This is a genomic window from Paenibacillus contaminans (genome assembly GCF_003285015.1).
Classification (GTDB): domain Bacteria; phylum Bacillota; class Bacilli; order Paenibacillales; family NBRC-103111; genus Paenibacillus_V; species Paenibacillus_V contaminans.
On the sequence record NZ_QMFB01000006.1, the window covers coordinates 311,176 to 327,994 of the forward strand.

Annotated in this window: 10 protein-coding genes; all 10 read left to right on the forward strand. The window is 51.9% G+C overall.

Annotated features, from left to right (window positions below):
• The first annotated feature begins 10 nt into the window (after positions 1-10).
• Entirely contained in the window at positions 11-1,282 is a 1,272-nt protein-coding gene (locus DQG23_RS13240) for a methyl-accepting chemotaxis protein (protein ID WP_113031323.1), read from the forward strand.
• 382 nt (positions 1,283-1,664) lie between these two features.
• Complete coding sequence (locus DQG23_RS13245) at positions 1,665-3,455, forward strand: cache domain-containing sensor histidine kinase (RefSeq protein WP_113031324.1); 1,791 nt, start codon at positions 1,665-1,667, stop codon at positions 3,453-3,455.
• Positions 3,448-5,058 carry a response regulator transcription factor gene (locus tag DQG23_RS13250; RefSeq protein WP_113031325.1) on the forward strand — a complete coding sequence of 537 codons (1,611 nt, stop codon included), beginning with the start codon at positions 3,448-3,450 and terminating at the stop codon, positions 5,056-5,058. The genes DQG23_RS13245 and DQG23_RS13250 overlap by 8 nt, the downstream gene beginning before the upstream one ends.
• Positions 5,059-5,181: 123 nt before the next feature.
• A complete protein-coding gene (locus DQG23_RS13255; RefSeq protein ID WP_113031326.1) occupies positions 5,182-6,582 on the forward strand; it encodes a carbohydrate ABC transporter substrate-binding protein in 1,401 nt (466 codons plus the stop codon).
• 90 nt (positions 6,583-6,672) lie between these two features.
• On the forward strand, positions 6,673-7,569 hold the full coding sequence (locus tag DQG23_RS13260; RefSeq protein WP_113031327.1) for a carbohydrate ABC transporter permease: 897 nt from the start codon (positions 6,673-6,675) through the stop codon (positions 7,567-7,569).
• A gap of 16 nt (positions 7,570-7,585) precedes the next feature.
• The gene (locus DQG23_RS13265; RefSeq protein WP_113031328.1) at positions 7,586-8,422 is read left to right on the forward strand and encodes a carbohydrate ABC transporter permease; all 837 of its coding nucleotides are present in this window, start codon (positions 7,586-7,588) and stop codon (positions 8,420-8,422) included.
• 33 nt (positions 8,423-8,455) lie between these two features.
• Positions 8,456-10,618, forward strand: a complete 2,163-nt coding sequence (locus DQG23_RS13270; protein ID WP_113031329.1) for a glycosyl hydrolase family 28-related protein — start codon at positions 8,456-8,458, stop codon at positions 10,616-10,618.
• A 498-nt stretch (positions 10,619-11,116) separates the two neighbouring features.
• Entirely contained in the window at positions 11,117-11,332 is a 216-nt protein-coding gene (locus tag DQG23_RS13275; RefSeq protein ID WP_113031330.1) for a twin-arginine translocase TatA/TatE family subunit, read from the forward strand.
• Between the two features lie 59 nt (positions 11,333-11,391).
• Complete coding sequence (locus DQG23_RS13280; protein WP_113031331.1) at positions 11,392-14,457, forward strand: S-layer homology domain-containing protein; 3,066 nt, start codon at positions 11,392-11,394, stop codon at positions 14,455-14,457.
• 26 nt (positions 14,458-14,483) lie between these two features.
• Positions 14,484-16,661: a glycosyl hydrolase family 28-related protein gene (locus DQG23_RS13285; protein WP_202865911.1), complete on the forward strand. Its 2,178-nt coding sequence runs from the start codon at positions 14,484-14,486 to the stop codon at positions 16,659-16,661.
• Positions 16,662-16,819: the final 158 nt, after the last annotated feature.

Below are 16,819 nucleotides of genomic sequence, written 5' to 3' on the forward strand. Positions count from 1 at the left end.
GTGGGCGGATATGACATTCGGTATCGTCAAAAAGCTGGTGGCCGGCATTGTCGGGGTATCGTTGACTACGTACGGCTGCAGCGCGTTTTTTATTTTCGTATTGAAAGACCGGCTTGCGCCGGCTATGCCGCAATGGCTGTATATTACTTTGGTATTAGCCGCAGGCGTTTTCTGGAGCGGATTCCTCGGTTGGCTGGCCGCCCGCTGGCTGATCCGCCCGCTTTTGCAATTGACCGATGCCGTCAATGAAGCGTCCACAGGCAACCTGCGTACGACGATTCCGACGCCGAGTTCCACCGACGAAATCGCTGCCTTAAGCGTATCGGTGCGTAAAATGATGGACAGCTTGCGCCTCATCGTCAGCGAAATTTCGAATACGGCTTCTTTGGCCAATCAAAGCGCTTCATCATTAAACGGCGTGATCAACGATGCAGCAGGGCAGATCGAGTCGATCTCGAGGACGGCGGAATCGATTTCGGACGGCGCGGAACATCAGTCCGCCTCGGCCGACGGGACGCTGCAGTCTGTCGAGCGGATGACGATTGCGGCGGGCGACGTTCGTACGAAAGCGGAGCATGCGCTGCAGCTGTCGCACGGAACGGTACATACGATCGAGCAGAGCGGCGAAACCGTGCGTTCGCTTGTAGTCGGCATCAATAAGCTGACGGCGTCGAGCAGCGAATCGATCGGGCTCGTCAAGCAGCTTGACGAAAGCGCGCGTGAAATCGGCAGCATTTCGCGGATGGTCGGGGAAATTGCGGATCAAACGCAGCTGCTTGCCTTAAATGCATCCATCGAGGCGGCAAGGGCAGGCGAGCATGGGCTCGGGTTTTCTGTTGTGGCGGGCGAAATCCGCAAGCTTTCCGAGCAATGCTCGAGCGCGGTCGCCGATATTAACGGGCTCATCGGTCAAATTCAAGCCAATGTCGATCATGTTGTCGGCACGATGAACCGTCAGGTCGACAGCGTGCGGAAGGAAGCCGTTCGAGGCGAGCATGCAGGCGAAGCACTCGAGTTGATGAAAAAGGCAGTCAACGAAGCGGCGGTTTCCGTCGAGGAAATTGTGGGCGTCATCGCCGATCAGGAAGTGCAGATCGGCCGCACGCTTAGCGAAACCCGGGATATCGCGGGAATCGCCAAGCAAATCTCCGGCGGGGCGCGTAAAGTCGCATCTTCGGTGCAGGAGCAGACGGCCGTCATGCAGGAAATTGCCGCTTCCTCGGAAATTTTGCGCGATCAGGCGGATAGGCTGAAGGATAAGGTGAAGGTTTTTCAGGTGTAAGGATTGGTGCGGCGTTCCTTTTGGGGCGTCGTTTTGATATTAATCGGAGAGTATATCGCGGGAGTGGCTCTAGCCCTTGGATTATGAAGCAACCGAAATGATCAGTGAACCGAATGTGCTTGTTCTTCCCTAAAGATGTGCCGAATACGGACATAATGAATACCGTGCATGCAGTGCGCTTGCAGCCCAAGTAAAAATCTTCTATCAAAATGACAAGATCGTCCATTCCATTGCGTAGCGGGACGCAGTATCTTGAGAATACGGCGCTATTTTACAATAACCCCCGTTTATTGTGAAAGCGTTTTATTCGTTTTGCATTTGCATTCACATTTGCATCCGCATCTGCAAAGCCACAATCTTCTGACAAAGGAGATCCGCATCCATGTTGAACGCCCTGCTGAGAAATACAAGCATCAAAAGCCGGCTTATCGTGTCTTTCCTCGTTTTGTCGATCCTTCCGCTTACGATTACCGCTCATTTCGCCTATACGAAGTCCAGTAAAGCGATTAACTCCAAAATCGGCACCTACTCCGTAGAAATTATGGACCAGCTGAAAAACAATATCCGCTCGGAAAATAAAAAATTCGAATATTTGAGCGATCAAATTATGATGGACAAGCTCGTCCAGACGGGATTGACGAATTTTGCGGCCATCGACGATTCGGCGAAGCGGGAAAATACGCTTAACATCAATCAAATGCTCGGGGAAAAATTCGATCTGCTGAAGCCGATCAAAGCGCTGCAAATCAATACGGTTTCCGGCGACGTTTTTTATGATATCGGCTACGATTATTTGCTTGAGGAAGACATCGAGCGGATTAAACGGATGATTGCAGAGAAAAAAGGCGAGGATGTGTGGACGTTCGCTTCGACCAAGGGTGGTTTTCGGACGGTTGTGCTGGGCCGTGAAATTCATTCCCGCCACGATTTCACCGATCATCTCGGTTATTTGTTCATCGCCGTTGACGAAGCGTTTTATTCGGATTCCGTTTATATGGACGTCAATATGGGCGTGGGCACGGATCTGTTTATCATGGATGCTTCCGGCAATGTGCTTTCCAGCCGAAATCCGCAAATCGCAACCGGGGAACCGTTCGCCGACGGCGGGATGATCCGTCAGATCGCCCTGCATGAAAAGGACGGTATCCGCGCCTTTCCTTACTCGTGGAACGATCAAGCTTATTTGGCCGCCTACGCCTACGACATTTATGCCAAATGGTATTTGACGAGCATCATCCCGCAATCCTATCTGAATGAAGAGACGGGCGCCTTAAGGAACGAAATCATGATTATTTGCGGGATCTGCTTCATTATTGCAGTGATTGCTACCCTGATCATATCCTCCAGCATATCGACGCCGATGAACAAGCTGATTCTCGCGATGGAGCAGGTGAAGAAAGGAGATTTATCCACCGATATCCGCGATGGAAACAGGGATGAAATCGGCTATTTATTCAACCGGTTCAACAAGATGGTCAAGCAGATCGAAAGTCTTATCGCCAAAATGGAAACGGAGCAAAAGCTGAAGCGCGCAACCGAGCTGCAAATGCTTCAGGCGCAAATCAACCCGCATTTTCTGTTCAATACGTTGAACTCGCTGAAATGGACGGCTGCGATCAGCCAAGCGGACAGTGTCAGGGACGGACTTGGCGCATTGGCCGAGCTGTTGAGAAGCACGATCGTCGATAAGAAGGAAATGATCCGCTTACGCGACGAGCTGAAAAACGTGGAACATTACATACTGATTCAAAAAATCCGCTACGGTACGTCGTTCCATGTCCGTTACGAAATCGACGACCGCTTGCTCGACTGTAAAATGATCAAATTTTTGCTGCAGCCGATTGTGGAAAATGCGATCCTGCACGGTCAACAAGGAATCGGGCATGAAGAGACCGTCACGATTCGCTGCGAGGAGACCGGCGGGCGGCTGCAAATTACGATCCGCGACGACGGCATAGGGATGGAGGAGGCGAAAGCGGAGCGGCTGCTTGCCGGGAAGGTGTCATCCGAGCATCGCTTGGCCAATATCGGAATCACCAACGTTCAGGAGCGGATCAAGCTTCATTTTGGCGCGGATTACGGGCTGCAAATCAGAAGCAGGCCTGGCGAAGGAACGGCCGTTATCATTACGATGCCTTTGATAGCAGGAGAGGAAGGGGATAGCCATGCTTAAAGTGTTGATTGTAGACGACGAGAAAATCGTGCGACTGGGCATGAAAATGATGCTGAATTGGGAGGAGCACGGCTTTCAGCTGCTTAGCGGCGCGGACAACGGTTTGACTGCGCTCCATATGGTCGACGAAACGCAGCCTGATATTATCGTCACCGATTTAATCATGCCCGGCATGGGCGGCGTCGAGCTGATCGCCAAACTGAAGGAACGGCAATATGCCGGTAAAATCGTCGTGCTGAGCAACTATGGCGATTACGAGCGGGTCCGGGAAGCGATGAAGCTGGGCGCGGCCGATTACCTGCTGAAAATGACGTTGAATCCGGATGAATTGCTCGGCTTGCTGAACAAACTGGCCGAGCAGCTCACCGCAGATAAACAGCAAAAAGAGCAAGATGTTCAAAACAATGCGCTATTGAAAGAAAGCAATGCTCTTAGAAAAAACTTGTTTTTGAAAGATTTGTTGGAGCATGGTGCCGATTTCTTCCATGCGGCAGGCAAACGAGCGGAGCTTCATGGGATTGCCATCGGCGCCCAGCATGGCTTCATATTATATGTCGTCGTCCGGGGATATGAGCAAGCTTTGTCCAGCGGCAAAATCAAAGACAAGCAGCTGCTCTCGTTCTCCATCAAAAATATGCTAGGCGAGCTTCTCGGATACGGCAGCGCGGCCGAAATCGTCGAGCTGAGCCCCCGGGATTACGCCGTCATCCTGTTCGCCGAATCGTACATGGACGGCGGGATGCGGCAGCTGTCCGGCCGTATTTCGGATACCCTTCGCATGTACCTCAATTTGCAAATCAGCGTGGCAATTAGCGAACCGTTTTGCGGCCTGGAGCAGCTGAAGCCTTGCTTCGAAGCATGCCAAGCGGCAGTCAGATTAGACTTTTATTTAGGTTCTTCCGCTAACGTTCACGTTTTAGAAGCGGAATTTCGCAATGATCGTTTTCTTAACGGAAAGAGCGGAGCCAGCGCGGAAATCCAATCGCTGCTCGACTTGGGGCAGTTTGAAGAAGCGGTGAAGCGGGTCGAAAGAACAGTGAAGCTGGCTGAGGAGGATCGATGCGATCCGGCCATCCTGCTGCAATTCGGGGAATGGGTGATCGACAGTTGGATGGAGCTGGCTGTTAGTATGAGCGCAGGGGAGGAGCACTTTGAGCTTTCCGCTTCGGAACGGTACAGGAAGGTGCTTCGCACTGCCGAAACATGCGGGCAGTTTCGCGATTCCTTGATCGGTATGATCAAAGAAATCGGAGCCATGGCGTTATCCTCCCGCAGGGGCGGCTATCGACAAGAAATTCAGACGGTAGTCGCGTATATGAAGAAACGATTGGACAAGAAAATTACGCTGGCGATGATTGCGGCGGAAGTGAGCATGAATGAAAGCTATCTATGCCGGCTGTTCAAGAGCGAAACGGGTGAAAGCATCGTCAACTACTTGAACGATCTGCGGCTGGACAAGGCCCGGGAAATGCTGAAAAACCGCGACTGCCTCGTAAAGGAAGCCGCCTTGGCGGTCGGGATCGAGGACCCGTATTATTTTAACCGGATGTTCAAAAAACGGTACGGCGTCAATCCGACCGATTTCAAAAACCGTTTTTCATAAAGCGCAATATAATCCATCATCCGGTCAATCCCGTTAATGGGCATCAAACAAGCCCTCGCGTATGATGAAGGTGCATCCGGTTGAAGGATGAAAACATGACAACAGGGAGGTCGAAACAAAAAAATGCGATTCGTACAAAAAAAGCTTTCCATCCTCTGCGCTGCGGCGATGATGACGGCGCTGCTGGCCGCGTGCGGAGGAAGCCAAACGGAGCGGCCCGCCGGCGGGGCGGCTTCCGAAAAACCGAATCCGGAGGCGACTGGGGACAAGCAGCAGTTTGAAAACAAAGAGCTGAACATTGCCGTTTTTGAAGGCGGTTACGGCAAAGCGTACTGGGAAGAAGTCGTCAGACGGTTCGAGGCCGATTACCCGGGCGTGAAGGTGAACATGACGGCCAATCCGAAAATTATGGATATTATCAAGCCTCAGCTTGTGGCCGGCAATCCTCCGGATTTCGTTTATTCCAACGGAGCTGACGCCGGCGGGGTGTTCCAGGCGCTCATCAACGAAAAAGGCTTCCTGGACATTACCGACGTATTCGAAGGGAAGGCGCTGGGCGAAGACGTTCCGCTGAAGGATAAGCTGATGGACGGCATTTTGGATCATGCGAAGCCGCTGGGCGACGGCAAAATCTATTTCGGACCGGCGAATCTCGGCGTGCAGGGGCTTTGGTACAACAAAAATTATTTCGACGGCAAGGGCTGGAAGGCGCCGGAAACCTGGGACGAGTTTTTCGCATTAGGGGATGTGGCGAAGAAGGACGGCCGCGCTTTGTTTACGTATCAGGGCATTTATCCAAGCTACAACATAAGCGTTTTGATGCCGATGATCGCTTCCGCAGGAGGACTCAATGCGATTCAAAATTACGATGAAAATGCGTGGAAATCGGACGCGGTGCGCAAAACGTTCGAGATATTCGAGAAGATTGCACAAAACGATTATTTGCTGAAGGGAACCGTCGCGCTGAACCATACGCAATCGCAAACGGAGTTTTTGAAGGGCAATGCCTTGTTTATCCCGAACGGAACGTGGTTTGAAGGCGAAATGAAGGATGCCCCGCGGGAGGACGGATTTGAATACGGGTTTATGGCGCCCCCGGTATTTAAGAAAGGAGATCAGCGATACGCCTATGGGAACGTCGAATATTTCTTCATTCCGAAAAAAGCGAAAAATCCGCAGCTAGCCAAGGAATTTATCCGGTATCAATACAAAACCGATATGGTGAAATTAAACGCGGAAAAATCGTCGGGCATTATGCCGGTGAAAAACGCGGTGGAAGTGGTCAAGGAATATATTCCGGTATCCGCTTACAACGCTTTTAAAGTGTTCGATACGGGGACGCAGCTGCTGATGCCGAAATTTAAATTGGCCGAAGGTGTCAAAGTGGAGGTCAACATGGCCGAAGAAATTTACAATCCGCTCAGCTCGATTATGAACAAGAAAATTACGGTGGACGAATGGATGGAGCGGGTCGAGAAGGCCAGCACCAAATACCGGGAAGCTTACGCAAAAGCGGGCAAATAAGGCGTATTATCGTTCCGGCAGAGACGGACGTTCTTGTTTCTGCCGGCGATTACCAGTTATGCTTGGCGATCAACATGAGGAAGTGAAGCTATGAAACATAAAGCGAGCCGAAGCAAAGCCGTGTTTAGAACGGTATGCTCTCTGCCGGCCTTGGCGCTGTTTGCCGTTTTCGGCTTGTATCCGTTCGGTCAAGCGATCGTGATGGCGTTCACCGACTGGAGCGGAATATCCGATTCTTATTCGTTTGTCGGCTTGGACAATTTTCGGACGATGCTGAACGACGATTACATCTGGATCGGCTTAAAAAACAATTTGTTTTTGCTTATCGTCGTTCCGGCCGTCACGCTGACGCTGTCATTGTTTTTCGCGGCCATGCTGACGCGGAACAAGCTTCGGGAAGGCGCCTTTTACCGCACCGTGTTTTTTTTCCCGAACGTCTTGTCGGTTGTCGTCATTTCCGTGCTCTGGTCGTTCATTTATCATCCGACCTTCGGTCTTGTCAATTCGCTGCTGGAGCGGATCGGACTCGGACATTGGGCCCATGCGTGGCTGGGGGACAACGAAACCGTCATGTGGGCGCTTGCGGTGCCGATGGTATGGGGCTCGATCGGTTATTACATGATTATTTACATCGCTTCCATGGAAGGCATACCGCCCGACCTGTACGAAGCGGCCGTCATCGACGGGGCGAACGAGCTGCAGCAATTCACCAAAATTACGCTCCCGCTCATTTGGGATATCGTGCGGATTACGATCGTTCTGTTTCTGCTTTCGGTGTTCAACGGCAGCTTCGCGCTGGTGAAGATTATGACTGACGGAGCGCCGGATCATGCATCCGAGCTGCTGACGACGTACATGTACAGGCAAGGGTTTTCGAACGGCAATTACGGTTATGCGATGGCCATCGGCATGTTTATGCTCGTGCTGACGATCACGCTTGCGCTGATCAGCGAACGGCTGACGAAGAAGGAATCGGTACAATTTTAGAAGGTGGGCCGCTGCGATGATAAAAACTCCTTTTCTTGCCCGCTTGCCGGTAAGAATGTTGTTAATTCTGTACAGTATTACGGTTGTGTTTCCGCTTATATGGACGGTTTATACGTCTTTCAAAACGACGAACGAATTTTATGAAAATCCGTGGTCGCTGCCGCAGCAGATCAACTTCGACAATTATATCAACGCTTTTACGAAAGCGAAGATAGGCGCCTATTTCATGAATTCCATCGCGGTTTCATTAGGTGCGCTCGTATTGTGCAATTTGCTTGCTTTTGCCGCGGCTTACGTCATCGCCCGTCATTCCTCGCCGGTGACCCGGTGGATTCGGCGGCTGTATATGTCGTCGCTGTTTTTCCCGGCCGGCTTCGGGCTGATCCCGACGTTTTTGCTGCTTAATTCGCTTCATTTGCTCGATAACCGTTTCGGGCTCGCGCTTGTATACGCAGCCGGTTCGATTCCGTTTACGGCGTTTTTGCTCGTCGGCTTTATCGCTTCGATTTCCAAGGAATACGAGGAAGCGGCGGAGATCGACGGCTGCTCCCCGTACGGGATCATGTTCCGCATCATATTTCCTATGACGCGTTCGGGGCTGATCACGGTCACCATTTTCAACTTTATGGGGTACTGGAACGAGTTTATTTCGGCGCTATCGTTTGTTTCAACGGAAAGCAAAAGAACGTTAACGCTCGGGTTAGTTTATTTGATGGAAATCCAGCGTTATTCGACCGATTGGGGGGCGCTGTTTGCCGGACTCGTCATCGTCATGCTGCCGACGGCGTTAATCTATGCGTTCCTGCAGCGGAAAATAACGACGGGTATAAACCTGGGCGGGTTAAAAGGATGAGTGTGTTACCCGACTAATAGGGAGGAATGCGGCATGTTGGAGGAGCAAAGAGTAGAAGCGGCGGAACCGCACGAAGAAAAACAAGAGAAAAGCATCATCAGCAGAAGGAAGCTGCTTGCTTCTTTGGGGATGGCGGGAGTCGCTCTCGCCTCTAGTGCGATTGCGAACGGGACGGTTATGAAAGCCTACGCCGACCCGGGCGACAATCGGACGAAAGTGAAAGACCTTATGAAAATGAATATAGCGGAAATAATCACGATTGTGCAATTAAGAGCGATTACGGAGCCGGCTGCGGATGCCGTATATTTTGTGAAGGATGTCGGGATGGAGGGATACTTTTATTACGACGCCTCCGACACCGCTTCGGCTGATAATACGGGCACCGTAATCGTTTCGGGATCGGGGATGCGTTTTAAGCGGATTTACAGCGGCGAGGTCAACGTCCGCTGGTTCGGAGCGAAGGGCGACGGGGTCGCCGACGACAGGGCGGCCATTCAAGCGGCTATAGACAGCCTGAAAGCGCTGCATACGAACCGGACGGCTGAAGGCGGCGGGGTCGTTTATATGCCGAAAGGAAGATACCGGGTAACGGATACGATCTATTTGGACAAATTTATTAAGCTTCGCGGCGATCTGGCGCGCGGCGGTTTTTACTTCGACAGGTCTGCGCAGACGGCGAGCGGTACTGTCATATATGCGGACTTCGCCGATGCGGATAAAATTTGCATTGATGCAAGCGGTTTCATCGCGTCTAACAATCAACGAGTCGAACCCAAGCAGGTCGTATGGACCTCTTCGATCGACAATTTTGAAATTTCTTCGCTGCACGGCGTATGCGTGGAGGATCTGGTAGTGTTTACGGACCGGACGGTATACTGCGGCATCCGCTTTTGCGGCACGCCCAACTCGAAAATGATCAATGTGCACAGCAAAGGCTTCGAGGTCGGCATTTTATTCAATACGGGCTGGGGCTGCCGGTTCGAGGATTTGTTTATCAACGCCAAATATCATGGCTTCGCCGCGATTAATTCGGCGATCGGCTGCTCCGTCATCAATCCGTATATCGACACGACCGAATATACCGGATCCGGAACCATTCCGGAATCCCGCATCCCGCCGTATGTTTACTCCTGGAGCGAAGGATCGCCGGACGAAAACCCGGCCGGACTGAAGTCCAGACGCGTGTGCATATATAACAGTTACTGCGACTCCATTACGTATACGTCGCCGATCGCGGAAGGGGCGGATATCGGTCTTGTCGCCTATAACAGCACCGCTACGCTGCTTGGGGCGCATATCGAGCAGCTGACGTTATATGCGATTTTTGCCGTAACGTCAACGATCAAATCGATCAATATGCGCGTTTTCCTGCCGAACAAGCCGCTCGTTTATTCCGGCGCGAACGCCAAAATCGATATCGAGCACGTTGACGGCACGTTCGGATCGTATTTCGCTTTTGTGAGCGAATGGTCGTTTTTCAATCATGTGAGCGGCATGCTTTCGGACAACACGCTTTTTTCGCCATATGTGACATACCGCAATAAAGCCAAAAACGCGACGGTTAACGATATTTACATCGATCCGGACGGAGGAGACGACGCCCGTCTAGGCTTCTCCGGGAATAATGCGGTCAAGACATTAAATGCGGCTGTTAATCGTATCGATAAAAACCGCAAAAATGTGATGTGGATCAAGGGCGGAAGCGTAGCGGGCGCCGAGCAGTTTCACTCCCGCATCGAGCACGCCGAAGTAGAGATCAAGTCTTACGGCACGGGCAAAGGAACGTTAAAGTCCAAGCTCGTCGGCATTAATAACGGTTTGACGGTAGTGAATTCCCGCTTGACGATAACAGGAGTCGATATCGACGTCGAGGCGGGATCGAATGACGGCACTTACCGTTCGATGCTGTACGTGGCCGGCAGCTGCGAGATCAACTTGGCCGAAGCGATTGTCGCGCTGAACCAAAGCACGGCCCTGATGCAGCCGTTATACGGCAATTCGGCTTTCGTTACGGCAACTTATAAGAACTGCGATTTCCGCAATCCCGGCGGCGGCGGGACGCTCGGGGGCTCCGTGTGGAACAATGACGGAAAGGTTGTCGTCTCGGACGCCTCCTTTGGGAATACGGTGGCAGGCAGCTTAGCGGCCAATTTGTACGAGGCTCCCGTATTCAGCGTTATTCAAACTACCTTGTAATGCATCGAAAAGCTTAGTCATACTTCTTAAAGCATCGTGAGGTAGCGTAAGCATGTAAAGCATGAAAAGCATGGTAAAGCATGGTAAAGCATGGTAAAGCATGGTAAAGCATGGTAAAGCATGTAAAGCTACTGATTGGAGCCTAAAAATCGCATCCCCTTGCACCACTTGCGCAGTTAACGAAATGTATATGAAAAATCGCATACAAATGCTCTGTCCGCGGGTTTTCGATCGAATGTATACGAAAAATCGTATATAATCGCTTGCTCCGCTAATTTTTGAACAAATGTATGCGAAAAATCGAACATATTTCCTCTTTTGGCGGTAGCACGGAAGCCTGCTCTTCTTTCATCGAATCTTCCGTCCTGAGTTTAAGGAAGGTTGTCTGCTTCTTCGAAGTCAAGCGCTGATTTTCGACATGGAGTCAAAACTCTTCAAATTATTCGTAATACGCGGAAACAAAATAAGATCTTTCTTCAGGTCAAGGGGGGAAACGACATGATGGGAATAGGCGCATCGGGCATGATCTGGATCGCTGCGATAATCCTTTTACTTTTTGGCTCGCGCAAGCTCCCGGAATTAGGAAGGGCAGTAGGGAGAACGCTGCATGAATTTAAAAAAGGAACGAAGGAACTGACGGGAGAGCTTGAAGCAATCGATCTAAAAGAAGTGCTGCCGAATGAACATCAATCCGACAACAGGAAGCGAGCGTAATACATCATTCCGGCTATATTGTGGAAGCGTTATCAAGATAAAGGAAGGAGCGATGGACGATGAAGCTCAGAGCATGGATAGGGCTGCGGGCTGCTTGTATGATGATCGCCGCCGTTTTGTTCATCGGTTGTTTGCCGGTGGGCGTTAAAGCGGCCGAAGCGGCTCCGTACAGCATACACGCGGGAAACGGGCCGCATGCCATAGCAGTTAATATCATGACGAATAAAGTATACGCGGCCAATGCAGACAGTGACAGCGTAACGGTAATCGATGATAACCAGGCGCCGGGCAGTGCCGCTGTTGCGGCTACGGTAGAGACGGGAACAACCCCTTACGCCTTAGCCGTCAATCCGCTAACCGACAAAATTTATGTTGCCAATGCGGACAGCGATAACGTCACGGTGATCGACGGCGCGACAAATGGCACGATCACAATCCCGGCGGGAACGAAGCCGTTTGCCGTAGCGGTGAATGAAGGGACGAACAAGATATATGTCGCGAACATCGGCAGCGACGACGTAACGGTCATTGACGGCGTTACGAACGAGACCGTTACGATCCCCGCAGGTAAAAGTCCTTTCGACATAGCGGTGGACCGCGTATCGAACAAGATTTATGTGGCCAATGTGGACAGCGACACGGTTACGGTCATCGACGGAACAAGCAATACCGCGGTTTCCATCCCGACAGGCGCCGGTCCGAACGCGCTTGCGGTCGATACGGCGACCGGCCGCGTCTATGTTGCGAATTTTTTCAGCAACAATGTTACCGTGATCGAAGGCGCTACAGTTACGACAACCGTACCTGCAGGCTTGACTCCTAATGCGGTAGCCGTTAACGAGGCGACGGGCAAAATTTATGTTGCGAACGATAACGGCAACAGCGTTACGGTTATCGACCGTACGGATCACAGCACATCGACTGTTTCCGTAGGCAAAGGCCCGAGCGCGTTAGCCGTCAATTCGAATACGAATACGATTTACGCAGCGAATTATGACAGCCATGATGTATCGGTCATTAACGGAGCGGATCATACGACTTCAACCGTTCCGGTCGGCAAAAACCCGATAGCAATCGCTGTAAATGCCGGGATCGGCAAAAGCTACGCCGCGAATTTCAACGGCGGTTCGATTAGCGTGATTGAAGAGTCACGTACGAATCCGTCGGCGAGCGCGAATTTAAGCGCCTTGACTTTAAGCGAGGGCGTTCTTAGTCCGGCGTTTAACCCGAGTATCGATGCGTATACGGTTAACGTGGACAATACCGTTTCCCAAATCGTCGTCACAGCCGCAACATACGACCTGGCTGCAAGCCTGTCGGTTACAGGAAACGTGTACGGAAACGTAATGTCGATTCCGATCGATTTGCAGCTTGGGGCGAATGAGCTTTCCATAACCGTTCGGGCTGCGGATGAACAGACAAGTAAAACGTATCGGATATCGATCTATCGGAAAGATATCGATCAGCCCGAACAGCCGGTGCTTTCCTCGAACGCCGATTTGAATCAGCTCACGGTGAGCGCAGGGGTGTTCCAACCGGCATTCCATCCGTCTGTATTTGCCTATGAGATGGAGGTCGGCAATGGAGTGACGACCGTCAGTGTTACCGCGAGTACATACGATGCCGGCGCTACGATGCGGATTAACGGCCAGCTGCATAATAGCGGCGTCCCGTTTGCCGTCAATCTGCAGACTGGCGTTAATCCGATATCGATCGCCACAACGGCGGAGGACGAATTAAGCAACCGTACCTATATGTTGACGGTACGCCGCGCAGAAAACGTTCAGCCTCCCTATAATCCGCCGGAAGAAAGCCGCGAGCCCGAAGTGCTGAAGCCGAAACCCGATTTCATAACAGAAGGAGCGGACGGTTTGACATTGGAAAGCGGAGCAGCCGAATGGAAGTCGACAACAGCTGAGAACGGACAATCCGTGTTAACCGGGCTTCTGCACGCCGATGTGCTGGCTAAAGCGTTCGGCAAACTGGAAGGGAAATCGCCAAGCTCTCAAAAAATTACGTTTGCCATGACGGGCCAAGGCATCATTCGCAAAGCGGGAATTCCGGCTAACGTGCTCAAAGCAGCCGCGATTGCAGTACCGAATGCCGTACTGTCTATCAAGACGGATAACGCATCTTACGATTTACCGGTGAATCTGCCTGCCCTTACGGCCATTTTGGAACAACTCGGCGACGACCTGGACGATGCCGTCGTGTATGTGTCAATGGAAACCGTTACGGGCGATACTGCCAAACGGGTTGAGGCACAAGCGCAAGCGTTCGGTGCGCGAGTGATTAGCGATATTATAGATTTCATCCTGACAGTAGAGGCGAAGGACCGAACGTTGACCGTCTCCGATTTCGGCAATACGTACGTAGCAAGAAGCATACTGCTGCCCGGGACCATCGATCCGGCGGGTGCGACGGCCGTTCTTTTCGAATTGCAATCGGGAACCGTGTCCTTCGTGCCGTCCGTTTTTGCAGCGTCCGATAAAGATGAAACTTTGGTCACCCTTTTACGTCCCGGCAACAGCCTTTATGCGGTGGTCGAATCCAGGAAGTCGTTTACCGATGTTCGCGAGCATTGGGCAAAAGCCGAGATCGAGCTGCTTGCATCGAAGCTTGTCGTGAACGGAATGACGGAAACGAGCTTTGTTCCGGAGCGTCCGGTAACGCGTGCGGAATTCGCCGGTCTCCTCGTTCGAGCGCTCGGGCTGCGGGAAGACCCGGCAAGCGCGAAGCCGTTCCGCGATACGGCGCCGGAAGACTGGTTTGCGGGTGCGGTTGGCGCAGCGTCGAAGGCCGATATCGTCGACGGCTTTGAGGACAATACGTTCAGGCCTGACGAAACGATAACGCGAGAGCAAATGGCGGTTATGATGCTCAGGGCATTGCGGTTTACAGGACAACATCACGCCGTTGTCGGCAAACAAAACTCCGTATTGGCAGCTTTTGACGATCATGAGGAAATCAGCGCATGGGCGAAAGCCTCGGTTGAACAAATCGTTCAAGCCGGACTGATGAATGGCGTCACAAGCAAGCATTTTGCCCCGAACGAGCATGCAACCCGGGCGGAAGCAGCTGTCGTAGTCAAAAGGCTGCTGCAAGCCGCGGCATTTATCAATTAAATTTTCCTTATAAGGAGGAATGCGGCATGTTGAAAGATCAAAGAACGGAAGCGGCGGAACCGCACGAGGAAAAACAAGCGAGTAGCATAATAAGCAGAAGGAAGCTGCTGACTTCTCTGGGGATGGCGGGAGCCGCTCTCGCTGCGAGCGCGATTGCGAACGGGACGGTTATGAAAGCCTATGCCGACCCGAGCGACAACCGGACGAAAGTAAAAGATCTAATGAAAATGAATGTAGCGGTAACGACCACGATTGCAGAATTAAGAGCGTATGCGGGGCCGCCGGCGGAAGGCATATATGTTGTGAAGGATCGCGGTATGGAAGGTATTTTTTATTACGATGCCGCCGACACCGTTTCGCCGGACAATCTGGGCACTGTGGTCGTTTCGGTAGCGGGGATGCGCTTTAAGCGGATTTACAGCAGCGAGGTCAACGTCAAATGGTTCGGAGCGAAAGGCGACGGCATCGCCGACGACAGAGCGGCTGTTCAAGCCGCCATCGAAAGCGTGAAGTCGACGTTCGAGCAGAACAATGTGGTCGAAGGCGGGGGAACGGTTTATTTGCCGAAAGGGCGATACCGCGTTACCGATACGATCTATCTCGATAAATTCGTCAAGCTTCGCGGAGACTTGTCGCGAGGAGGCTTTTTCTTCAACACGACGGCGGAAAAAGCGAGCGGAACGGTAATTTATGCCGATTTTGCGAATCCGGACAAAATATGCATCGACGCCTGTGGCTTCGACGCGTCTACAAAAAAGCGGATCGCCTACAATAAAATCGTCAACGGCGGCATGATCGACGGCAAGCAAGTAAGCTCGCTGCACGGCGTTTGCATGGAGGACTTGGTCGTTTATACCGAGCGGACGGTGTTTTGCGGAATTCGTTATTGCGGAACGGTTAACTCGAAAATGCGTAACGTACATAGCCGGGGGTTTGAAGTCGGCATTTTGTTCAACGCAGGATGGGGGACGGAATTCGAGAATTTGTTCATCAATGCGAAGTATCACGGCTTTGCGGCGGTGCATTCGGTTATCGGCTGTTCCGTCATCAATCCGTATATCGATACGACGGCAGGCTACAATGTCGAGGAAATACCGCAAGACCGGATTCCTCATTATGTGTACAACGAACGTGAAGGTGAAGATCCCGACTATATCCCGCAAGGGCATCACCGCAAACGGGTATGCGTTTACAATTACTGGTGCGGTTCGATTACGTATACGGCGCCGATCGCCGAAGGAGCGCATATCGGTTTTGTTTGCTACAACTCTACCGTAACGGTTAACGGCTCGCATATCGAACAGATACGGGATTACCCGTGGTTTATCGTTGAGTCCGCGGTCAAGTCGATTAACAACGCGTTATGGCATCCCGGCAAAGGCATCATATATGCCGGCGGGGGAGCTGTTACAGATTTTGAATATTTTTACAACTGGCCGGGTTCGTTCAGGACCTATTACGCCTACGCAAGCGCAAAATCGACATCCAATGTGATTACGGACAATATGGCGGATACGACGGAATATTCCCCTTATGTGAGATTCAATCACGTCGGCAAAGATGCGATCGTGCACGAAGTTTACGTAGACCCCGTCAACGGCACCGACGTCTATCTCGGCATTAACGCGAACAATGCGGTCAAAACCTTGAACGCGATGGCGGAACGGTTGGACAAAAACCGTAAAAACATCGTGTATATCGTAAGCGGTACGGAAGCCGTTGCTGCACAAGGCATTCCGGCGATCGACAACGCGGATGTGGAAATCAGATCGCTCGGAGCCGGTAAAGCGAAAATCAAATCGAAGCTGATGTCGAATAACAATGCGATCTTGTTGAACGACGCTTCCGTCATCGTTAACGGGGTCGATCTTGAGGTGGAGTCGGGCGGCGCAGACCTTTCCTACGCAGCGATGTTCCTTGTAAGCGGCAACTGCAAGCTGAAGCTAAGCGCCGCTTCCGTTACGTTAAGCGGTGCGACCTCCTTGCTCAAGCCCGCTCTCGGCCAGACGGCCAACGTGACGGCGACCTATGCAGGCTGCGAATTCCGCAACCCCGGCGGCGGCGGCTCCATAGGAGGTTCGGTGAGCGGCGGCAACGGCAAAGTCGTCATTTCCGACGCTTCTTTCGGAAATGCGCTTGAGGCGGCATTGGCGGCAAACAAATATGCGGAGCCGGAATTTCACGTCATTGCGTCGACGCTTTAGGACGGAGCCGGATGAAGATCCGGAAACGAGTAGTGCAAAAGCTTACGAAATAAAGGTATTACAACAAGGGTCGGGGAGACATCCCCGGCTTTTTTTTGTTCATGGGGCTGTCCATACTATTCAATCGGTAAAATGCTCGTTTTCGCCAGTTAGCGGCA

Bases quoted from the DNA above. Each gene is read 5' to 3' on its own strand.
- DQG23_RS13245 (WP_113031324.1), top strand. From the start codon at position 1,665: ATGTTGAACGCCCTGCTGAGAAATACAAGCATCAAAAGCCGGCTTATC.
- DQG23_RS13280 (WP_113031331.1), top strand. From the start codon at position 11,392: ATGAAGCTCAGAGCATGGATAGGGCTGCGGGCTGCTTGTATGATGATC.
- DQG23_RS13270 (WP_113031329.1), top strand. From the start codon at position 8,456: ATGTTGGAGGAGCAAAGAGTAGAAGCGGCGGAACCGCACGAAGAAAAA.
- DQG23_RS13285 (WP_202865911.1), top strand. From the start codon at position 14,484: ATGTTGAAAGATCAAAGAACGGAAGCGGCGGAACCGCACGAGGAAAAA.
- DQG23_RS13260 (WP_113031327.1), top strand. From the start codon at position 6,673: ATGAAACATAAAGCGAGCCGAAGCAAAGCCGTGTTTAGAACGGTATGC.
- DQG23_RS13240 (WP_113031323.1), top strand. From the start codon at position 11: ATGACATTCGGTATCGTCAAAAAGCTGGTGGCCGGCATTGTCGGGGTA.
- DQG23_RS13265 (WP_113031328.1), top strand. From the start codon at position 7,586: ATGATAAAAACTCCTTTTCTTGCCCGCTTGCCGGTAAGAATGTTGTTA.
- DQG23_RS13255 (WP_113031326.1), top strand. From the start codon at position 5,182: ATGCGATTCGTACAAAAAAAGCTTTCCATCCTCTGCGCTGCGGCGATG.
- DQG23_RS13275 (WP_113031330.1), top strand. From the start codon at position 11,117: ATGATGGGAATAGGCGCATCGGGCATGATCTGGATCGCTGCGATAATC.
- DQG23_RS13250 (WP_113031325.1), top strand. From the start codon at position 3,448: ATGCTTAAAGTGTTGATTGTAGACGACGAGAAAATCGTGCGACTGGGC.